We start from the raw sequence: 15,326 nt of genomic DNA, 5'->3' as shown, positions 1-15,326 counted from the left end.
TCTAGGCTGCAAAAATGCTGGGAGGCACAGGTATGAGTGCGAAAGACACCTATCTCGCGATTTTCACCAGTAATAAGGCCAGCCAACGCTGGCATGCTTGGTATGCGATGTCCGACGAGGAACGGCGCGCCAAGGGCGAGGAAGGACTCGCTGCCCTGAAAGCCTGGGATGAGGCACACCGGGACTCGATCATCTATGAGGGCGGGCCACTCGGCCCGACCAAGCGCATGTCACCAACGGGCATGGCGGACGTCGTCAACGAGCTAACTGTTTTCCTCGTCGTGCGCGCCCCATCACATGAGGCTGCGACGATGCTGTTCGAAGGCCATCCGCACTTCACGATCTTTCCGTGTGACGGCGTCGATGTGATGCCGCTGCTCGGCCCCAATCCCGATGCACAGGGGGCCGCATGACGAAGCATCGAATCTATTCCATCAGCGTTGCCAGCGTGTATCCGCACTATGTCGCTAAGGCGGAAAAGAAAGGCCGCACCAAAGCCGAAGTCGATGAGATCATCCGCTGGCTGACGGGTTACTCGCAGCAGGGATTCGACGCCGAGTTGGAGAAGCAAACCAGTTTCGAGGATTTCTTTGGTCAGGCGCCGCAACTAAACCCTGCGCGGAACTTGATCACGGGGGTTATTTGCGGTGTTCGGGTGGAAGACATCGAAGACCCGTTGATGCAGGAAATCCGCTACATCGACAAGCTGATCGACGAGCTTGCGAAGGGAAAGACGATAGAGAAAATTCGCCGGAAATAAGGTAAAAAGGTCGAACGCTGATGCAAGCGTCAGGACTGCACTGAGAACCGGTGAATGGACGCAAGCCGGACGAAAGGTGCAAATACTGCCGTCGACCCTTATCGGCCGCTCAGCTGTCAATTCTCGCTCCCCAGGTGCCGACGGTCTGCTGTTCCGGCAGCTGTCGACCAAACCTCGTCGTTCTGCGGCAGGGGCGCGAACGTCATTCTGTCCCAAGACCCGCCGTTCGCCTGGCGTAAAGCAGCCCAGCAGCTACGCGCCCTATAATCCGCCAATCACGCGATTTTGGAATGTTCATGATTGCGGACGCGGTCAAATTACGGCGCTTCAAAGATGAGTAGTAGTTCGATCCATCTTGGCCCGCAACTACACCATACGCCGCCGTGTGCTCCCCGTAGCTGCCTTGGTACGCCAGCGTAGGAGATGCGACGGCGATGGGAGGCGACGACGGCTTGGGCGAGCGTCGGCGTTATCTGCGCAGCGCCAGGCGACAACGCCCCAAGCAACTTGCCCGGCGCAAGCCAAGTGGGAGCCGGGCAAGAAGCAGGGATGTGCAGGATCGCTTGAATGGAAGCCTGTCGACCCAGGGCAGATCAAGCGCGCACCGCCTCGGTGGCGGGCATATCCGCGATCGTGGCATAGGCGACCAAGGGTACGAGGATCAGGCTGAACGCGATCGTGATGATCACCTTGCCGCCAATGGCATCAGCTTGCGTTAGCAGCCCGTCGCCGAGCCAGGGCAGAAGCAGCGCCAGCGGGAAGGAAAACAGCACGGCACATAGCGCCGCAGCGGTGATGGCGCGCAGGACCAGGTTGCGCGGCAGCAGCATCGCCAGCAGCGGCGCGCGAAGTTTTGCCTCCTGCATCATCCGGCCGTCCGCGAGCGCCTTGCGGACGAACGGCGTGCCGAACAGCACCGAAAGCAAGCCGATCCAGATCGGCGTCATGGCAAGATCCACGCCGATTCGGTCGAGCGACAGCACGGGCGCTTGCCAAAGATAGGCGGCATAGCTCGCGTTGCAGACGGCATTGAACGCCGCGACGCCAAGCGCCTGCGCGATCAGATAGGTTTTCCACTTCATCGTCGGTCTCCTTTCGGGGGGTGTCAGGCCAATGCAAAGTCGGCAGCGTGCGACGTGCGGTCGATGCAGCCCATGCCGGCGAGCGTTACCGAGACGGCATGGTCGAGCGGGGTATGCGGTTCTGCGCCGAGAAGCTCCACGAGACGGCGATTGTCGAGCTGCATCGGATGTTTCCAGACCGGCTCGATCTCCAATGCTTCGCGGGGAAAGCCACCAAAGGGGGCGGCAAGACGCATCATCCACCAGGGAAAGGCGCGCTCGGGCAGGTCCTTGCCCACGAGGCGGCGCACCGCATCGCGCATTTGTGTGCCGGTCGCATCCCATTGGCCGACGAACTGGACCTTCTCATGGGGGCGCAGCCGCTCGGGCATTGCGAGCAGGCCGGCAAAGGCCGTCGCAAGATCGGGGAGGTAGGCATAGGCATGCGGAACCCCCGGCGCCATGCTGGTAAAGCTCCGCACGGGTTGCCCCGGCTTCACCATCGCCTGCGCGAACCAGCTTGCCCCTGCCGCCGGCCCGAAGAAGTCGCCTGCGCGCACGATCAGCGACGGAACCTCTGCCTCCGCCAGCTTGTTTTCGAGCTCGATGCGGATCTTCCCTTTCCGGGTGCGTGCATTTTGCGGCGTAATTTCGTCTATGAAGAGCGTATGCGCGGGATCATAATTATACATCGTGCCGGGCAGCACGATCCGCGCGCCCCCGGCGGCGCGCGCCGCCGCCAGCGTATTGTCCATCATCGGCAGCACGAGCGACGACCAATTGCGATAGCCCGGCGGATTGACCGCATGCACGATGACCGCAACGCCGTCCGCCATCGTGGCGGCACGGACCACGGCGGCCTGGTCCATGGCGTCGCCCGTCACGAAATGCGGAGCGGGGCACGCATACCGCCAGCGCGAAGTCGCCGGATCGGCCTCGCGGCAGAGCGCGCGCACCTGCCATCCGTCGCGAATAAGCTGGGCGGCAATCGCACCACCGACCCCGCCCGTAGCACCAAGAATCAATGCCCTCCGGGGGGCGGCGCTCGTCAAAACAGTCTGAACCATCGGTAATCTCCTTTCGAGCAGAAGATCGCCCCGATCGGCTCACATGAAAATTGCCAATGTTCGATCATCGGCCTACAAGAAATTTATGAGCCAGACTGTTGGATGGGACGATCAGCGCGCCTTCCTGGCGGTGGTAGAGACTGGCAGCCTGTCGGCAGCGGCACGGCGGCTGGGCTTGTCCCAGCCAACGGTGCGCGCGCGCATCGAGGGATTGGAGGCGGCGCTGGGCACGGCGCTGTTCACCCGTTCGGTGCATGGGCTGGTGCCTACGCCGACAGCCGAAGCGATGGCCGCGCCCGCGCGCGCGATGGCGCATGCATCGGAGGCCATGCTGCGCGCGGCATCCGCCGATTCAGGGACGGTTGCAGGCCGGGTTCGGCTCAGCGTCTCCGACTTTGTGGGTCTGGAGGTCCTGCCCCCGATGCTTCGTAGCCTGCGTGACAAGCATCCGGACCTCACGGTCGAGTTCGAGCTGAGCAATGCCAGTGCCGATCTGCTCGACCAGCAGGTGGATGTGGCGGTTCGGATGCATCCGCCGGAACAATCCGCGCTCGTGGCGAAAAAGGTGCCTTCGATCCCGCTCGGTCTGTTCGCCCATCGCGACTATCTCCAAGCCTATGGTCGTCCCGTGTGCCAAGCCAAGATCGCCGACCATCTGTTCATCGGGCCGGACCGCAACCGTAACGATCTGGCCGTTGCAGCCCGGATCGGTGACCCTGCTCTGATTCGCTGGATCGCCCGGACCGACAGCCATCCCGCGCAACTCGCGCTCGCACGTGCCGGCCTGGGCATTGCCGTTGCGCAGGTCCCTGCGGCGCTACGCTATCCCGATCTCGAGCGCGTCCTGCCCGATATCGCGCTTCCCGAATTGCCGACCTGGATCGTGACGCATGAAAATCTGCGCCGCCTGCCGCGGGTCGGGGCGCTGTTCGATCATCTCGTAGATGCGTTTGAGGCCTATGGCGACTGCCGGCGCGTTGAATCACCAGCTATGAAGGAGGACAATCCCATCCAATTGTCGATAGTGCTGCCATAAATTTGGACATTCGCCCTCATAGATTGGCTTGGGCTATCGTAGCGCCACAGCGTAGGAATAGTGCCCATCATCATCGGGCGTCCCTTCCATCCGCAAGCCGTGCCAGTCAGACAAACGCCGTGTGTCGCCTCCTGACAAAACCTGCCGTTCGACCCATCGCTTGGGAACGACGGCTTCGTCCCAAGGGCAGGCATTCCCATTCATGCGGGGTCGATCAGGCGGTTGGTCGCGAGCCGAACCTCTGTTGCCGTTTAGAGGCCATTTTTCCGTTCCTATGTGCGGACTGGCGGCTCATCAACCTGCTGCGTTGAAAACTGGCCTACTGCTGTTGGGCTGCAGATCGGTTCAAGCGGGTGCTTGACGGATGTCCCAAGTCTTCATCTTGCCTCAAGCGAAAGTCGAATGGCCGCTAACGGGAAAGGCGACGCGTATCGGCGTCGCTCTTGAGCAGGGACGGTATTTTCTCCAGCAAATCGCGGGCCAGGAAGCCCAGCGGAGCAATCTGGCTGGCCAATAGCTTGCCCGCCTCACCATGTGTCCACACCCCCCATGCCGCAGCTTGCAGTGGCAAAGCGCCTCGTGCCATCAGGCCGCCGATGATCCCAGCCAGGACATCGCCCGAACCGCCTGTTGCCAGGCCGATGCATTCACTCGAATAGCTCAGCAAGCATCCATCAGGCGTCGCGACGATCGTGTCGGCAGCCTTCAACACCAGAATAGCGTTGCATGTTCGGGCGGCATTGAGGGCTGCCGCAACCGGGGATGAACGGATCTCTTCGATGTGGAGACCGGTCATGGATGCCATTTCGCCATGATGAGGCGTCATGACAATATGGCCCTCATGTCTGACGAGCGTTGATTGCAGGGCGCCCGCACAGGTAATGGCTGCGGCATCAAGCAGGATTGTAAGGTCCGCCCGGGGGCTTTCGAGCAATTGTGCCACGAGCTGACTTGTTGTCTCGCTTCCGCTCATGCCCGGGCCGATGATGAGCGTGTCGGCCTGGCTGACAGGATCTAAAAGACGCTGTGCTCCTTCGACGGCGATTTCTCCATCCTTGTCGGCAGGGAGGGCTATCATGGCGGCTTCCGGTAGGAGAACGCCGAGCGCGGTCGCGACTGCGGCAACCGTGGCCATCTGAAGCTTTCCTGCGCCCGCTCGCAACACCGCTTCGCCGGTAAGTCGTAACCCTCCGGGGACAAATTCCGCGCCGCCCACCAGCACAACCCGCCCGCGACCATCTTTGTCCGTCCCTCGACCAGGATCGGGAAGAGGGTGGGCGTCCAGCCAGGCCCGATCGATCTTCTGCATGATATTATCCCCGTGCCGCAACCGGAGGGTCGGGCGCGCGCGTCACGGGGGCATGTCCTTCATCCATCGGGGCTGTGACATTGTAGCGCGCGAGGACGAGGTTGCCGTTTTTGCCCGCCTGCGGCTCGAAACGATATTCAGTAATCGCGCAATTGGCGACATCAGCCTGCCTGTCGATGTCGAGAATAGCCGCTTCATCGAGATTTTCGATGACATAGCGAAGACATAGAACGACGACTTGATGGGCGAAGATCATCACGCGCCGACCAGCATAATGAAGTGAAACCGTGTCCATCAGCGAACGAAGGCGAAGAATGACGTCGCACCAGCTCTCCCCGCCGGGCGGCCGATGATAGAATTTTCCAAGCACGCGTCGAAACTCTGCCTGGTCGGGGAAAACGTTTGCGACCCCCATGGTCGTCAAACCGTCCAGAATGCCGAATTCCTTTTCGCGTAGCCGTTCATCCGAACAGATTTGCTCGTCCTTGCCCGCTCCCCCCGCTGCTCGAAAGCGCCGCGCTGTATCCAGCGTCCGCAGATAGGGGGACGAGATGAGAACATCTGGCCGATCATGGAGATCATATTTCGCAAACCAGTGACCCAGCGCCATAGCCTGCTGCTCGCCAAGATGGCTGAGCGGCACATCCACATCGCGTCCCTCCAGAACAATCCGATCGAGCGCATCCTCATGGGCCGCATCGCGCGCGACATTGCCCGCGCTTTGTCCGTGACGAACAACCCATAAGCGTTCAGGCCAGCGTTGTGACATAGTGGGTGTATCTCCTCGCCAAGGAGAACGCCCCAGTGATTGGCAGGGTCCATCAGCGTCATCTGTTCATCAGAACATGTGTCGCCACCACATACTCCCAGGTGCCGGAACAGACGTTGCGGGTCGCCCGTTGTTATGCAGCTTCAAATGAAGGACCGTAGAATGGGCAAAGGCATTCTTTTCTGGCTGATCGGCGTTCCGATCCCCATCATTTTGCTGCTTTGGTTCTTCTTCCACTGACCACCCAGGAGCTGATGGAGCATAGCTAATGCGGCCTTCGTACTTGCCGCTTCATCCGCTGGCCATGCTTTCCATGCCTCGAATGGAGAAATTCGATGCCTGATTCTGATTTTACCCGGTTCCAGGAGAGCGCCAGGGCATTGGACAAGGACTGACAACTGAAGGTCGATAGGTCACTCGATCCACCAACTATTTAATGTCCAGCCGCCTGCGCGAGCGGTATTGCAAAGCGATAGGGATCGAAATAGTCAGCATCGGGATCGTCCTGCCCCGCAAAAACGCTGGCCAATAGTTCGGACGCCAGAGCGGCAAAGGCAATCCCGTTTCCGCCAAATCCCGCCGCCAACCATATTCGTTGCATATTGGCGGCACGACCGATTGCGGGCAATCCGTCAGGCGATGCGCCAAAAGTCGCGGCCCAGGCACGGTCGACAGCCAGCGGCGCCGATCCCAGTAACAGGCCCACCTTGGCTGCGATCGTCCCGGCCTTCTGCCCGATCAGTGCGTCGCGATGGTTGGCATCGATGAAATCCTCATCCTCGCCCCCCGCGATGATGCGCCCCTCAGCGTCGGTGCGAATATAAAGATAGGGGTCGGACGCTTCCCATATCATGGCGTTTCCCCGCCACAGCGGCGCAACACCGGGTGCGGTCGCCATGACGAAGGTAGACAGCAGGGAGAATGCGGGAGGCAGAAACAGGGGCGCCCGCTCATAGCCGCCGGCCAATATCGCCTGACCGGCGCTGATCGTCTTGCCGTCCGCAAGCGTCAGGACGATGCAGTCCTCCTGCTCGGTCAAGGACGTGACATCGACTGGATAGCAAAGGCGCGCGCCGCGCTGTTTGGCGATATCAAGCAGCCCGTGGGTCAAGCGAACCGGATCGACCTCAAAGCCGCCGTCCGATATCAGGGCGGATCGCGGCGGGATACCAAAGCGGCGATTAACTGTGACGTTATCGAGGAATTGGGTCGGAAGGCCATGTTTCCGGTGCAGCGCACCCTCCTGCTTCAAACCTTCTTCGTCCAGCTTCTGGCCCGCCAGATAGACAGTCGGGCGATCCCGCCGGGCACAATCGATGCCCAGAGCATCGATCCGCTCTGCCAGCCCACGTACCGTGCGATACACCCATTTCCAACGCCGGGCCGCCACCTCTTCACCGATCTGTGCCGCCAGTTCGCAGAGGGGGACATCCATGGCCCACATCAGTTCCGCCGTGGATGCAGCCGTGCTGCCCATGCCTGGTGGGCGGCGATCCAGCAGGACGACCGAAAGTCCCTGGCTGCTTAGTCGCTCCGCCAGAACCGATCCCATGATCCCCGCGCCGATAATGGCGATGTCGCAGGGAGAGGTCGGCAGGGCATCGGCTGGGGGCACATCCCAGCCCCCGTCATCCCAAGAGGGTGTTCCGCCACGCAAATCATGCTGTTCGGTCAAGCTCATCGCGCGATAACGTGCCGGACCCGTCGCAAGTTCAGCCGGGATAGGGCGATTTTTGTAATAACGCCGCCAGATGCGTCGCGTTGGCTGCCACCATTTTCGCGGTCTCCGTCACCTTTCTAGGCGTGGATTTCAAATCCTGAAAATCGGTCGCCCCCATGGCCTCGCCCACCCAGTAACAGGCCGCAACGGCGGGAATGGTCCAGCCGACATCGTTCAAGGCCTGAAAAATCTGCGCAGATGCGGCATGGGCGCCATCCTCATTGCCAACAATCGCCGCCACCGCGACCTTGGAATAGCTCGGCATCCGGCCCTGATCGTCGGTTTCACTGAGAAAGGCGTCCATCCGCTCCATAACGCGCTTGGCGACGCTGCCCGCCTGCCCCATCCAGATGGGCGTTCCCAGGATCAGGATATCCGCCGCCAATATCTTCTTTCGGATGTCGGGCCAATCGTCGCCTTCGCCCTCATCGGATGTAACCCCGGCAAGCACATTATGGGCGCCGACGCGGATGGTAGCGGCGACCTGCACATCCAGCGCCTTAAATTCCTTTGCCAATATTGCGATCATCGCATCGGTTGAACTGGGCTTCTGGATGTCGCGCTTGAGCGTACAATTCAGCGGTTGGACTTTCAGCATCTCGATCTCCATCGGTTGCACGCTGATCCGACGATCTATTGGGGCATCAGTTCCATGGTCTGATCTGGATCAAGGGGCTGAACTCCATGCTCACAGGCGCGTTGATCGTGACCAAGGAGAGTAGCCATGACCGCACAGGAAAGAATGATCCACGAAGACGCTCTGCCGGGCCATGAAAGCCGTCTACAGCCAAAGCCCGATTGGATGCCGCGCTATCCCGGATCGGGCCGCCTGGCGGGGAAGGTCGCGCTCATCACCGGGGCGGACAGCGGGATTGGCCGAGCGGTAGCGGCGCTGTATGCACGAGAGGGCGCTGATGTCGGAATCGTCTATCTGTGCGAACATGATGATGCGCGCAAAACCGTCGAGATCGTTGAAGCGGAAGGGCGAACGGGGATCGCGATTGCCGGGGACGTTGGGGACAAGGCCTTTTGCGAAACGGCGGTCGATCAGGTGATCGCGCGCTTTGGTCGCCTCGACATAGTGGTCAACAATGCGGGCGAACAGCATCCCGACAAGGATATTCGCGACATCACCGAAGATCAGCTTCGCCGGACGTTCCAGACGAACATCTTTGGCATGTTCTTTCTCGTTCAGGCGGCCCGGCCGCATCTGAAAAAAGGCGCCGCAATCGTCAATTGCACCAGCGTGACCATGTATCAGGGATCAAAGGAACTGCTCGATTATTCCAGCACGAAAGGCGCCATCACGGCTTTTACTCGAAGTCTTTCGGAAAATCTGGTGGGTGAGGGCATCCGGGTGAATGCCGTTGCGCCGGGGCCAATCTGGACGCCGCTTAATCCCATGGGAGGCGCCAGTCCCGAAAAGCTGGAGCATTTTGGCGAAAGCACGCCCATGGGGCGTCCCGGCCAGCCCAATGAAGTCGCACCCAGCTTCCTGTTTCTGGCCTGTGAGGATGCCAGCTATATGTCGGGTCAGATCCTGCATCCCAATGGCGGCTCGATTATCAACGGCTGACATCCGCCATGAGATAAGAGTCTCTCTCAGAATCGTACTGATGGAAGTTAAAGGCACGTTTTTCCCATGCGACTTTCCTCAAAAACCATCGTTGTCACAGAGTGCGGTCAAGCCTGTGGCCGCCTTCTTCTTTCATGATTGGAATGATGATGTCTGACACAAGCCATGATATTTCGACGCTTAACGGACTTATCGCCACGACCATTGATAGCGTTGATGGCTATACCGAAGCAGCCAAGGACAGTGGAAGCGGTCGTTTCGGCGCGCTGTTTACCAGTCGCGCCAACGAACGTCGCGAGGTCGTATCACGCCTTCAGCAGCAGGTAAGCAGCCTGGGCGGCAATGTTGAAGATGACGGCACTATCCTCGCGGGCGCCCATCGCATGTTCCTCAACCTCAAGTCGGCCGTCACTGGCCAGGACGACAAGGCTATCATCAACGAAGTCGAAGCAGGTGAGGACCATATCAAGGCAAAGTTCGAGGACGCCCTTGGCGACATGAAGCTTTCTCCTACCGTGCGCGACCTTATCCAGAGCTGCTATAGTTCCGTGAAGACCGGCCATGACGAGATGCGCGATATCAAACATTCGATGCAAGGCTGATCAGGACCGGCGGGGAATTCCCCGCCGCTTCTCATGACAAACCTGCCGTTGCCACTATGATCGAAATCATTGGCCGCAAATGACTGGCGCGACAGCAGGGGGACCGCACTGGAAGGCCAAAACGGCCAGGACTGCCACGCGCATTGAGGAAGGCATTCGCACGCATCGACTATATAAACGGGGGAGCGCTCCTAGTGCTTATTCTGCCGCCTCGGCATAGGATTTCCCGGCGGGCTTGCGGACCAACTCTTCCGGCGCGAAGTCATCGACCGTAATGACGTCGGCTACCGCCTGATCGGCCGTCTCCAACTGGGCAAGTTCATCCTCGCTGATGAGGTTCCGTTCCCTTGCCTTTTTCCAGTCCCTGATCCTGCTTTTGCGCAACCGGTCGTGGATGGGCTGGGTATCGACCATCAGCCGGAACGCCTCGGTCAGGCGCGCGACCGGCTCTTCCGGGCCACCGATGAAGACATTGTCGATCAGCCGTTCGCGCGCCGCGCAAGGCTCCAGCAATATGTCCGCGCATTTGCGGACCGTGCGATCTGAAGGGCCATGACGGCGGCGCCCGAAGGGCATGATGAACAGTCGCAGCATCCAGCCGACCGGGCGCGCGGGGAAGTTGGCGATGATCTCGTCAAACCGTTGTTCGATCGTTGCGAACCCGCTGTCCATGCACCAGGCGAGCAGCGGAAGGTCGTCTTTCTGCCGTCCTTCGTCTTCCCAGCGCTTCAGCGCGCCCGAGAGGAGATAAAGCTCGGACATTATGTCGCCCAGCCGCGCGGAAAGCAATTCGCGACGCTTGAGTTCGCCGCCCAGTGTCAGGAAGGCGATGTCGGATATGAAGGCGAAAGCCGCGGCATAGCGGCTCATCTGCCGGTAATAGCGCGTTGCTTTTCCAGCCTTGGGCGCGGGCGCGAACCGCCCGCCCGACCAGCTACGAACGAAGGCGCGGATCGCGGTCTTGAGCGCATGACCGACATGCTTCCAAAGCACGGCATCAAAGCTGGCGAGGGCACGGCTGCGATCGGCATCGCCTATCGCGCGAATTTCCTTGAGCAGATAGGGGTGCGAGCGGATCGCGCCCTGACCGAAGACCATCAGGCTGCGGGTCAGGATATTGGCGCCTTCCACGGTGATACCAACCGGAATAGCGCGATACTGGTTCCCCATATAATTGCGCGGTCCGTCGATGATCGCCTTGCCGCCATGAACATCCATCGCGTCGTTGATGACGATCCGCATCCGTTCGGTCGCGTGGAGCTTCAGGATGGAGGAAATAACGGCGGGGTGATGGCCCTGATCCAGACCCGCGCAGGTCAGCCGCCGCGCGCCGTCCAGCAGATAGGCATTGGCGCCGATCCGCGCGAGCCGTTCCTGTATCCCCTCGAACTTGCCGATCGGCAGGTTGAACTGCGACCGGATGCGCGCATAAGCGCCGGTGGTATGGGCCGCGAAGGCGCCGGCCGCCGCGGACAAGGATGGAAGCGAAATGCTCCGCCCGGCAGCAAGCGCGCTCATCAACATTTTCCAGCCCTGGCCGACCCGGTCCGCGCCACCGATGATATTCTCCAGCGGCACGAAGACGTCATGCCCTTCATTGGGACCGTTCTGAAAGGACTGCATCGAAGGGATATGCCGCCGACCGATGGTGATACCGGGCAGGTCGGCAGGGACCAGCGCGAGAGTGATGCCAATGTCGTCCCGTTCACCCAGCAGATGATCGGGATCGCGCAGCTTGAAGGCGAGGCCGAGGATGGTCGCCACCGGCCCCAGCGTGATATAGCGCTTGTGCCAATTGAGCCGCATGCCAAGTATTTGCTGGCCCTGCCACTCGCCCATGCATACCACGCCCTCATCGATCATCGATGCAGCGTCGGACCCTGCCTCCGGGCTGGTCAGGCCGAAGGCGGGGATCTCCTGCCCATCGGCAAGGCGCGGCAACCAATAGTCGCGCTGCTCGTCGGTGCCGAAACGCATGATGAGTTCGCCCGGGCCGAGGGAGTTGGGCACCATTGCTGTCACTGCGGCTGAAATTGAACGCGTCGCAATCTTACGCACGTGTCCGTCGTCAGAACATTTGGCACACGTCGCGTCGTAAATTAGCGGAGTGCGGGCCTCGTCTTGGGGTTGATGTTAAGCGGCGAGCCTGCGGTGTTGCAAGCGCCGATATTCGATGGTCTTTCGCTTGATCCTTTCGCGCTGTTTGATGATGGCGGGAGCCCTGCCGAGGTAGGCGTCGGCGGGCGTCACGTTGTTCAGGCTCTCGTGGTAACGCTGGTTGTTGTAATGCTCGACGAAGGCCTCGATCTGGGCCTCAAGGTCGCCGGGCAGGAAGTAGTTTTCCAGCAGGATGCGGTTTTTCAGGGTTTGGTGCCAGCGCTCGATCTTGCCTTGGGTCTGGGGGTGCATCGGAGCGCCGCGTACATGGCTCATCTTCTGGGCATCGATGTATTCCGCCAGTTCGCCCGCGATGTAGCTGGGGCCGTTATCGCTGAGCAGCCTGGGCTTGTGCAGCACGGTGGCGCTGTCGCAGCCGGAAGCCTTAAGGGCCAGGTCCAGCGTGTCGGTGACATCCTCGGCGCGCATGTTGGTGCACAGTTTCCAGGCGATAATGTAGCGCGAGAAGTCGTCGAGCACGGTCGACAGGTACATCCAGCCCCACCCGATGATCTTGAAGTAGGTAAAATCGGTCTGCCACATCTCGTTCGGACGCGTGGTCTGGGTATGGAAGCGATCGGCGGCCTTGATCACCACATAGGCCGGACTGGTAATCAGATCGTGGGCCTTCAACAGGCGGTAAACGGTGGCCTCCGACACGAAGTAGCGCTTCTCGTCGGTGAAGCGCACCGCCAGTTCGCGCGGTGACAGCTCGCTGTAATCCAGCGCCATCTCGACGATCTGGCCCTGGATATCGTCGCCGATGCGGTTCCACACCCGACTCGGCGCCGATGGCCGATCTTCCAGCGCCTCCGGCCCGCCTTCGACGAAGCGATCGTACCAGCGGTAGAACGTCCGGCGGGGGATGCCGAGTTTGTCCAGCGTGTGCTTGGCGGGCAGGTGCGACTGCTCGACGATCCGGATGATCTCGAGCTTTTCGGATGCGGGATACCTCATTCGTCGTCGCCCCCATCCGCGATCATGCTTTTTTTAAGCAGGCGGTTTTCCAGCGTCAGGTCGGCCACGCATTCCTTCAGGGCACGGGCCTCGCGGCGCAGATCCTGCACCTCGCCAGTGGTCGCAGCACGGGCGGTGTCACCGGCCAGGCGCCGCTTGCCCGCTTCCATGAACTCCTTCGACCAGGTGTAATACAGGCTTTGGGCAATGCCTTCCTTGCGGCACAACTCGGCGATGCTGTCCTCGCCGCGCAGACCGTCCAGCACAATACGGATCTTGTCTTCGGCTGAGAAATGGCGCCGGGTCTGCCGCCGGATATCCTTCACAACACGCTCAGCAGGGGCCTTTGTCGGCGAATTTTTCAAGGAGGGTTTGGGCTTCATCTTCGTTCCTTCGTCACTACGACGAAGCCCAAACCCTCCTTAATTTACAACCTCAAATCTGTGCCATTGGTGCTGACGGCGGACAGCTGGCATTTCGGCTTTTGCCGCGCTCTGCCGCGCTGATTTGCACCGGCGTGGTGGTTCTTCTCGTCCTGCTGTTTGTAGGAACCGCCTTGCTCATGTTTCATACGTGGTTGCCGCCGGGGGCAGCTGTGGCCGGTCTGTGCATGGCTTACCCGCTCTGGGTATGGCGGCAGCTGGCATCGGCGGATGCATTCATGCACGCCGAACTCAAACATTTCGAAGCGGAACCAGACCTGATCCTGCAAAACGCCGTGGCGCGATCAGGCTCGCACGAAGCCAATTCCACGACCGCCATGCTGCACCACGCAATCGCCCATGCGCGAGAAATGCGCCATTTCATGTTCGACAGGCTTGACCAGCTTCCCGATGCGACGCTGATCGCGGACATGGATGGCAAGTTGCTCCTGTCCAATTCCGCCGCCAGGGAATTGTTCGACAGGCTAGGCATGCCGGCACAGGATCGGCAAACGCTTACTGCGATTTTCAGGCAGTTCCGAGTTGGTCCGAATCGCGAAATGTTTACCATGCTTGACCCTGAAGCAGAGCATGAAGTGCAGCAGGAATGGTTGAACCGCGAGATTTCGTCGGATGACGGTCACACCTTCAGCGTGGGTTTCGCCCTCCAGCGTTCGACGGCGGACAAGCCTGTCGGGTGGGTTGTGCGCATCAGCGATATCAGCGAGGCCAAGGCCGCTCAGCGCCAGCGCGAAGACATTTTACAGCTTCTGACCCACGACATGCGCTCGCCCCAGGCATCGATCGTGGCGGTGCTGGAAACCGCTGCGCCAGACCAGATCGATGCCGAAGTTTCAGCACGTATTCGAAATTATGCGCACCGCACCCTGGGTCTCGCCGATGGATTTGTTCAGCTCGCTCGTGCGGAAGCGCTGGAATATATCATCGAAGAGGTCGACCTCTTCGATATGCTGATGGATGCCGTGGACGATCTGTGGCCGCAATCGGTGGCCAAGGACATCAGCCTTGAAACCTTCAGCGACGCGGAAAATCTGATCGTTCTGGGGGAGCGTTCGCTGCTGACGCGTGCGCTGATTAATATCATCGGCAATGCGCTGAAATACAGCGATCCGGGTACACGAGTCATTTGCCGTCTTTCCCGGGTCTCCAGCAAAGACGGAAAACCCATGGCCGCCTGCGCTATCACCGACGAAGGGCCCGGTTTAGCGCCCGGGCACAGCACGATGATTTTCGAGCGCTTTAATCGTGGCCCGCTGGGCGTCGGCAGCAGGATCGACGGCGTCGGCCTCGGGCTGAGCTTTGTCCATACTGTCATGGTGCGCCACAAAGGAGAAATCCGGTGTGACAGCGAGCCAGGTCATGGAGCGACGTTTACGTTGCTCCTCCCTCTGGCGGAACAGTGCTGATGGCGGTTTGTTGTGTCATCCGGTCCACCAGCGCTTCTATCAGCGCGTCACTGCTGCCAGGCTGGTTGGCACGATAACGTTCCACCCCGGAGGCGCGATAAGCCTCCCTACCGGTGGCGATATCGGTGAGAGTGATGGTCACTCGGCGGGTTTGTATAGTGCGACTATGTGAAGGTGCAGTCAGCCACGCCTGCCTTCCGGACGCATCGGGTGTGCTCTCCGGGAGGTACGCGCCGGTTTTCGCCGGGAGGTCGGAGCTGACGATCTGCACGAGATAGTCCGCGGGGTCTGCGATCGTGAAGCCGCGGGACGTCAGCACCTGCGTGATCGTGTCCGCCGACGGATTGCCGGAAGACGCGCTGACCTGCAACGTCTTGCCAGCGGACGCTGGCAATCGGCCTGCATCGCTCACTTCGACTCCCAAGGGAGATACGCAACTCGCCACAAGCAGCGTTGCCGAAAG

15 protein-coding genes are annotated in these 15,326 nt (G+C 60.5%); 6 read left to right on the top strand and 9 right to left on the bottom strand.

What is annotated here, in order from left to right; genetic code table 11:
- Window positions 1-32: 32 nt before the first annotated feature.
- Both WFR25_RS07445 and WFR25_RS07440 read left to right on the top strand, forming a co-directional pair.
- Entirely contained in the window at window positions 33-413 is a 381-nt protein-coding gene (locus WFR25_RS07445) for a hypothetical protein (RefSeq protein ID WP_336969827.1), read from the top strand.
- Window positions 410-760: a DUF2200 domain-containing protein gene (locus WFR25_RS07440; RefSeq protein WP_336969825.1), complete on the top strand. Its 351-nt coding sequence runs from the start codon at window positions 410-412 to the stop codon at window positions 758-760. Before WFR25_RS07445 ends, WFR25_RS07440 begins: the two co-directional genes overlap by 4 nt.
- Window positions 761-1,353: 593 nt before the next feature.
- Here the strand turns inward: WFR25_RS07440 and WFR25_RS07435 are convergent.
- The gene (locus tag WFR25_RS07435; protein ID WP_336969824.1) at window positions 1,354-1,842 is read right to left on the bottom strand and encodes a hypothetical protein; all 489 of its coding nucleotides are present in this window, start codon (window positions 1,840-1,842) and stop codon (window positions 1,354-1,356) included.
- Between the two features lie 23 nt (window positions 1,843-1,865).
- On the bottom strand, window positions 1,866-2,888 hold the full coding sequence (locus WFR25_RS07430; RefSeq protein ID WP_336969822.1) for an NAD(P)H-binding protein: 1,023 nt from the start codon (window positions 2,886-2,888) through the stop codon (window positions 1,866-1,868).
- A gap of 85 nt (window positions 2,889-2,973) precedes the next feature.
- Between WFR25_RS07430 and WFR25_RS07425 the strand changes: the two genes are divergently transcribed.
- Window positions 2,974-3,924, top strand: a complete 951-nt coding sequence (locus tag WFR25_RS07425; protein WP_336969820.1) for a LysR family transcriptional regulator — start codon at window positions 2,974-2,976, stop codon at window positions 3,922-3,924.
- Window positions 3,925-4,333: 409 nt separating this feature from the next.
- On the opposite strand, the gene WFR25_RS07420 is transcribed toward WFR25_RS07425, so the two are convergent.
- The 4 genes from WFR25_RS07420 to WFR25_RS07405 form a co-directional block, all read right to left on the bottom strand.
- A complete protein-coding gene (locus tag WFR25_RS07420; protein WP_336969818.1) occupies window positions 4,334-5,233 on the bottom strand; it encodes an NAD(P)H-hydrate dehydratase in 900 nt (299 codons plus the stop codon).
- Between the two features lie 4 nt (window positions 5,234-5,237).
- Window positions 5,238-6,002: a histidine phosphatase family protein gene (locus WFR25_RS07415; protein WP_336969817.1), complete on the bottom strand. Its 765-nt coding sequence runs from the start codon at window positions 6,000-6,002 to the stop codon at window positions 5,238-5,240.
- A gap of 433 nt (window positions 6,003-6,435) precedes the next feature.
- Window positions 6,436-7,683 carry an NAD(P)/FAD-dependent oxidoreductase gene (locus WFR25_RS07410; protein ID WP_336969815.1) on the bottom strand — a complete coding sequence of 416 codons (1,248 nt, stop codon included), beginning with the start codon at window positions 7,681-7,683 and terminating at the stop codon, window positions 6,436-6,438.
- Between the two features lie 31 nt (window positions 7,684-7,714).
- Window positions 7,715-8,320, bottom strand: a complete 606-nt coding sequence (locus tag WFR25_RS07405; RefSeq protein ID WP_336969813.1) for a flavodoxin family protein — start codon at window positions 8,318-8,320, stop codon at window positions 7,715-7,717.
- Between the two features lie 126 nt (window positions 8,321-8,446).
- On the opposite strand from WFR25_RS07405, the gene WFR25_RS07400 reads away from it, so the two are divergent.
- Both WFR25_RS07400 and WFR25_RS07395 read left to right on the top strand, forming a co-directional pair.
- A complete protein-coding gene (locus WFR25_RS07400) occupies window positions 8,447-9,298 on the top strand; it encodes an SDR family oxidoreductase (RefSeq protein ID WP_336969812.1) in 852 nt (283 codons plus the stop codon).
- A gap of 143 nt (window positions 9,299-9,441) precedes the next feature.
- Window positions 9,442-9,900, top strand: a complete 459-nt coding sequence (locus tag WFR25_RS07395) for a PA2169 family four-helix-bundle protein (protein ID WP_336969811.1) — start codon at window positions 9,442-9,444, stop codon at window positions 9,898-9,900.
- A gap of 198 nt (window positions 9,901-10,098) precedes the next feature.
- On the opposite strand, the gene WFR25_RS07390 is transcribed toward WFR25_RS07395, so the two are convergent.
- Together WFR25_RS07390 and WFR25_RS07385 are read right to left on the bottom strand one after the other, a co-directional pair.
- A complete protein-coding gene (locus WFR25_RS07390; protein WP_336969809.1) occupies window positions 10,099-11,958 on the bottom strand; it encodes an acyl-CoA dehydrogenase in 1,860 nt (619 codons plus the stop codon).
- A gap of 75 nt (window positions 11,959-12,033) precedes the next feature.
- Window positions 12,034-13,397 (bottom strand): IS3 family transposase gene (locus WFR25_RS07385; RefSeq protein WP_336967452.1). Its coding sequence is split into 2 segments (ribosomal slippage): window positions 12,034-13,047 and window positions 13,050-13,397, totalling 1,362 coding nucleotides; the frame shifts between segments, so codons are not numbered across the junction.
- Here WFR25_RS07385 and WFR25_RS07380 point away from each other — a divergent pair.
- Complete coding sequence (locus tag WFR25_RS07380; RefSeq protein ID WP_336969808.1) at window positions 13,361-14,863, top strand: sensor histidine kinase; 1,503 nt, start codon at window positions 13,361-13,363, stop codon at window positions 14,861-14,863. The genes WFR25_RS07385 and WFR25_RS07380 overlap by 37 nt on opposite strands.
- On the opposite strand, the gene WFR25_RS07375 is transcribed toward WFR25_RS07380, so the two are convergent.
- Window positions 14,829-15,275, bottom strand: coding sequence for a DUF4136 domain-containing protein (locus WFR25_RS07375; protein WP_336969806.1), 447 nt, complete (start codon window positions 15,273-15,275; stop codon window positions 14,829-14,831). The genes WFR25_RS07380 and WFR25_RS07375 overlap by 35 nt on opposite strands.
- Window positions 15,276-15,326 lie beyond the last annotated feature (51 nt).

The organism is Sphingobium aromaticiconvertens (genome assembly GCF_037154075.1).
Taxonomy (GTDB): domain Bacteria; phylum Pseudomonadota; class Alphaproteobacteria; order Sphingomonadales; family Sphingomonadaceae; genus Sphingobium; species Sphingobium aromaticiconvertens.
This window is presented reverse-complemented; position numbering and strand designations above follow the sequence as displayed.

Excerpts from the sequence above, each read along its gene's own strand:
- WFR25_RS07445 (WP_336969827.1), top strand. The coding sequence starts at position 33 with ATGAGTGCGAAAGACACCTATCTCGCGATTTTCACCAGTAATAAGGCC.
- WFR25_RS07440 (WP_336969825.1), top strand. The coding sequence starts at position 410 with ATGACGAAGCATCGAATCTATTCCATCAGCGTTGCCAGCGTGTATCCG.
- WFR25_RS07435 (WP_336969824.1), bottom strand. The coding sequence starts at position 1,842 with ATGAAGTGGAAAACCTATCTGATCGCGCAGGCGCTTGGCGTCGCGGCG.
- WFR25_RS07430 (WP_336969822.1), bottom strand. The coding sequence starts at position 2,888 with ATGGTTCAGACTGTTTTGACGAGCGCCGCCCCCCGGAGGGCATTGATT.
- WFR25_RS07425 (WP_336969820.1), top strand. The coding sequence starts at position 2,974 with ATGAGCCAGACTGTTGGATGGGACGATCAGCGCGCCTTCCTGGCGGTG.
- WFR25_RS07420 (WP_336969818.1), bottom strand. The coding sequence starts at position 5,233 with ATGCAGAAGATCGATCGGGCCTGGCTGGACGCCCACCCTCTTCCCGAT.
- WFR25_RS07415 (WP_336969817.1), bottom strand. The coding sequence starts at position 6,002 with ATGTCACAACGCTGGCCTGAACGCTTATGGGTTGTTCGTCACGGACAA.
- WFR25_RS07410 (WP_336969815.1), bottom strand. The coding sequence starts at position 7,683 with ATGAGCTTGACCGAACAGCATGATTTGCGTGGCGGAACACCCTCTTGG.
- WFR25_RS07405 (WP_336969813.1), bottom strand. The coding sequence starts at position 8,320 with ATGCTGAAAGTCCAACCGCTGAATTGTACGCTCAAGCGCGACATCCAG.
- WFR25_RS07400 (WP_336969812.1), top strand. The coding sequence starts at position 8,447 with ATGACCGCACAGGAAAGAATGATCCACGAAGACGCTCTGCCGGGCCAT.
- WFR25_RS07395 (WP_336969811.1), top strand. The coding sequence starts at position 9,442 with ATGATGATGTCTGACACAAGCCATGATATTTCGACGCTTAACGGACTT.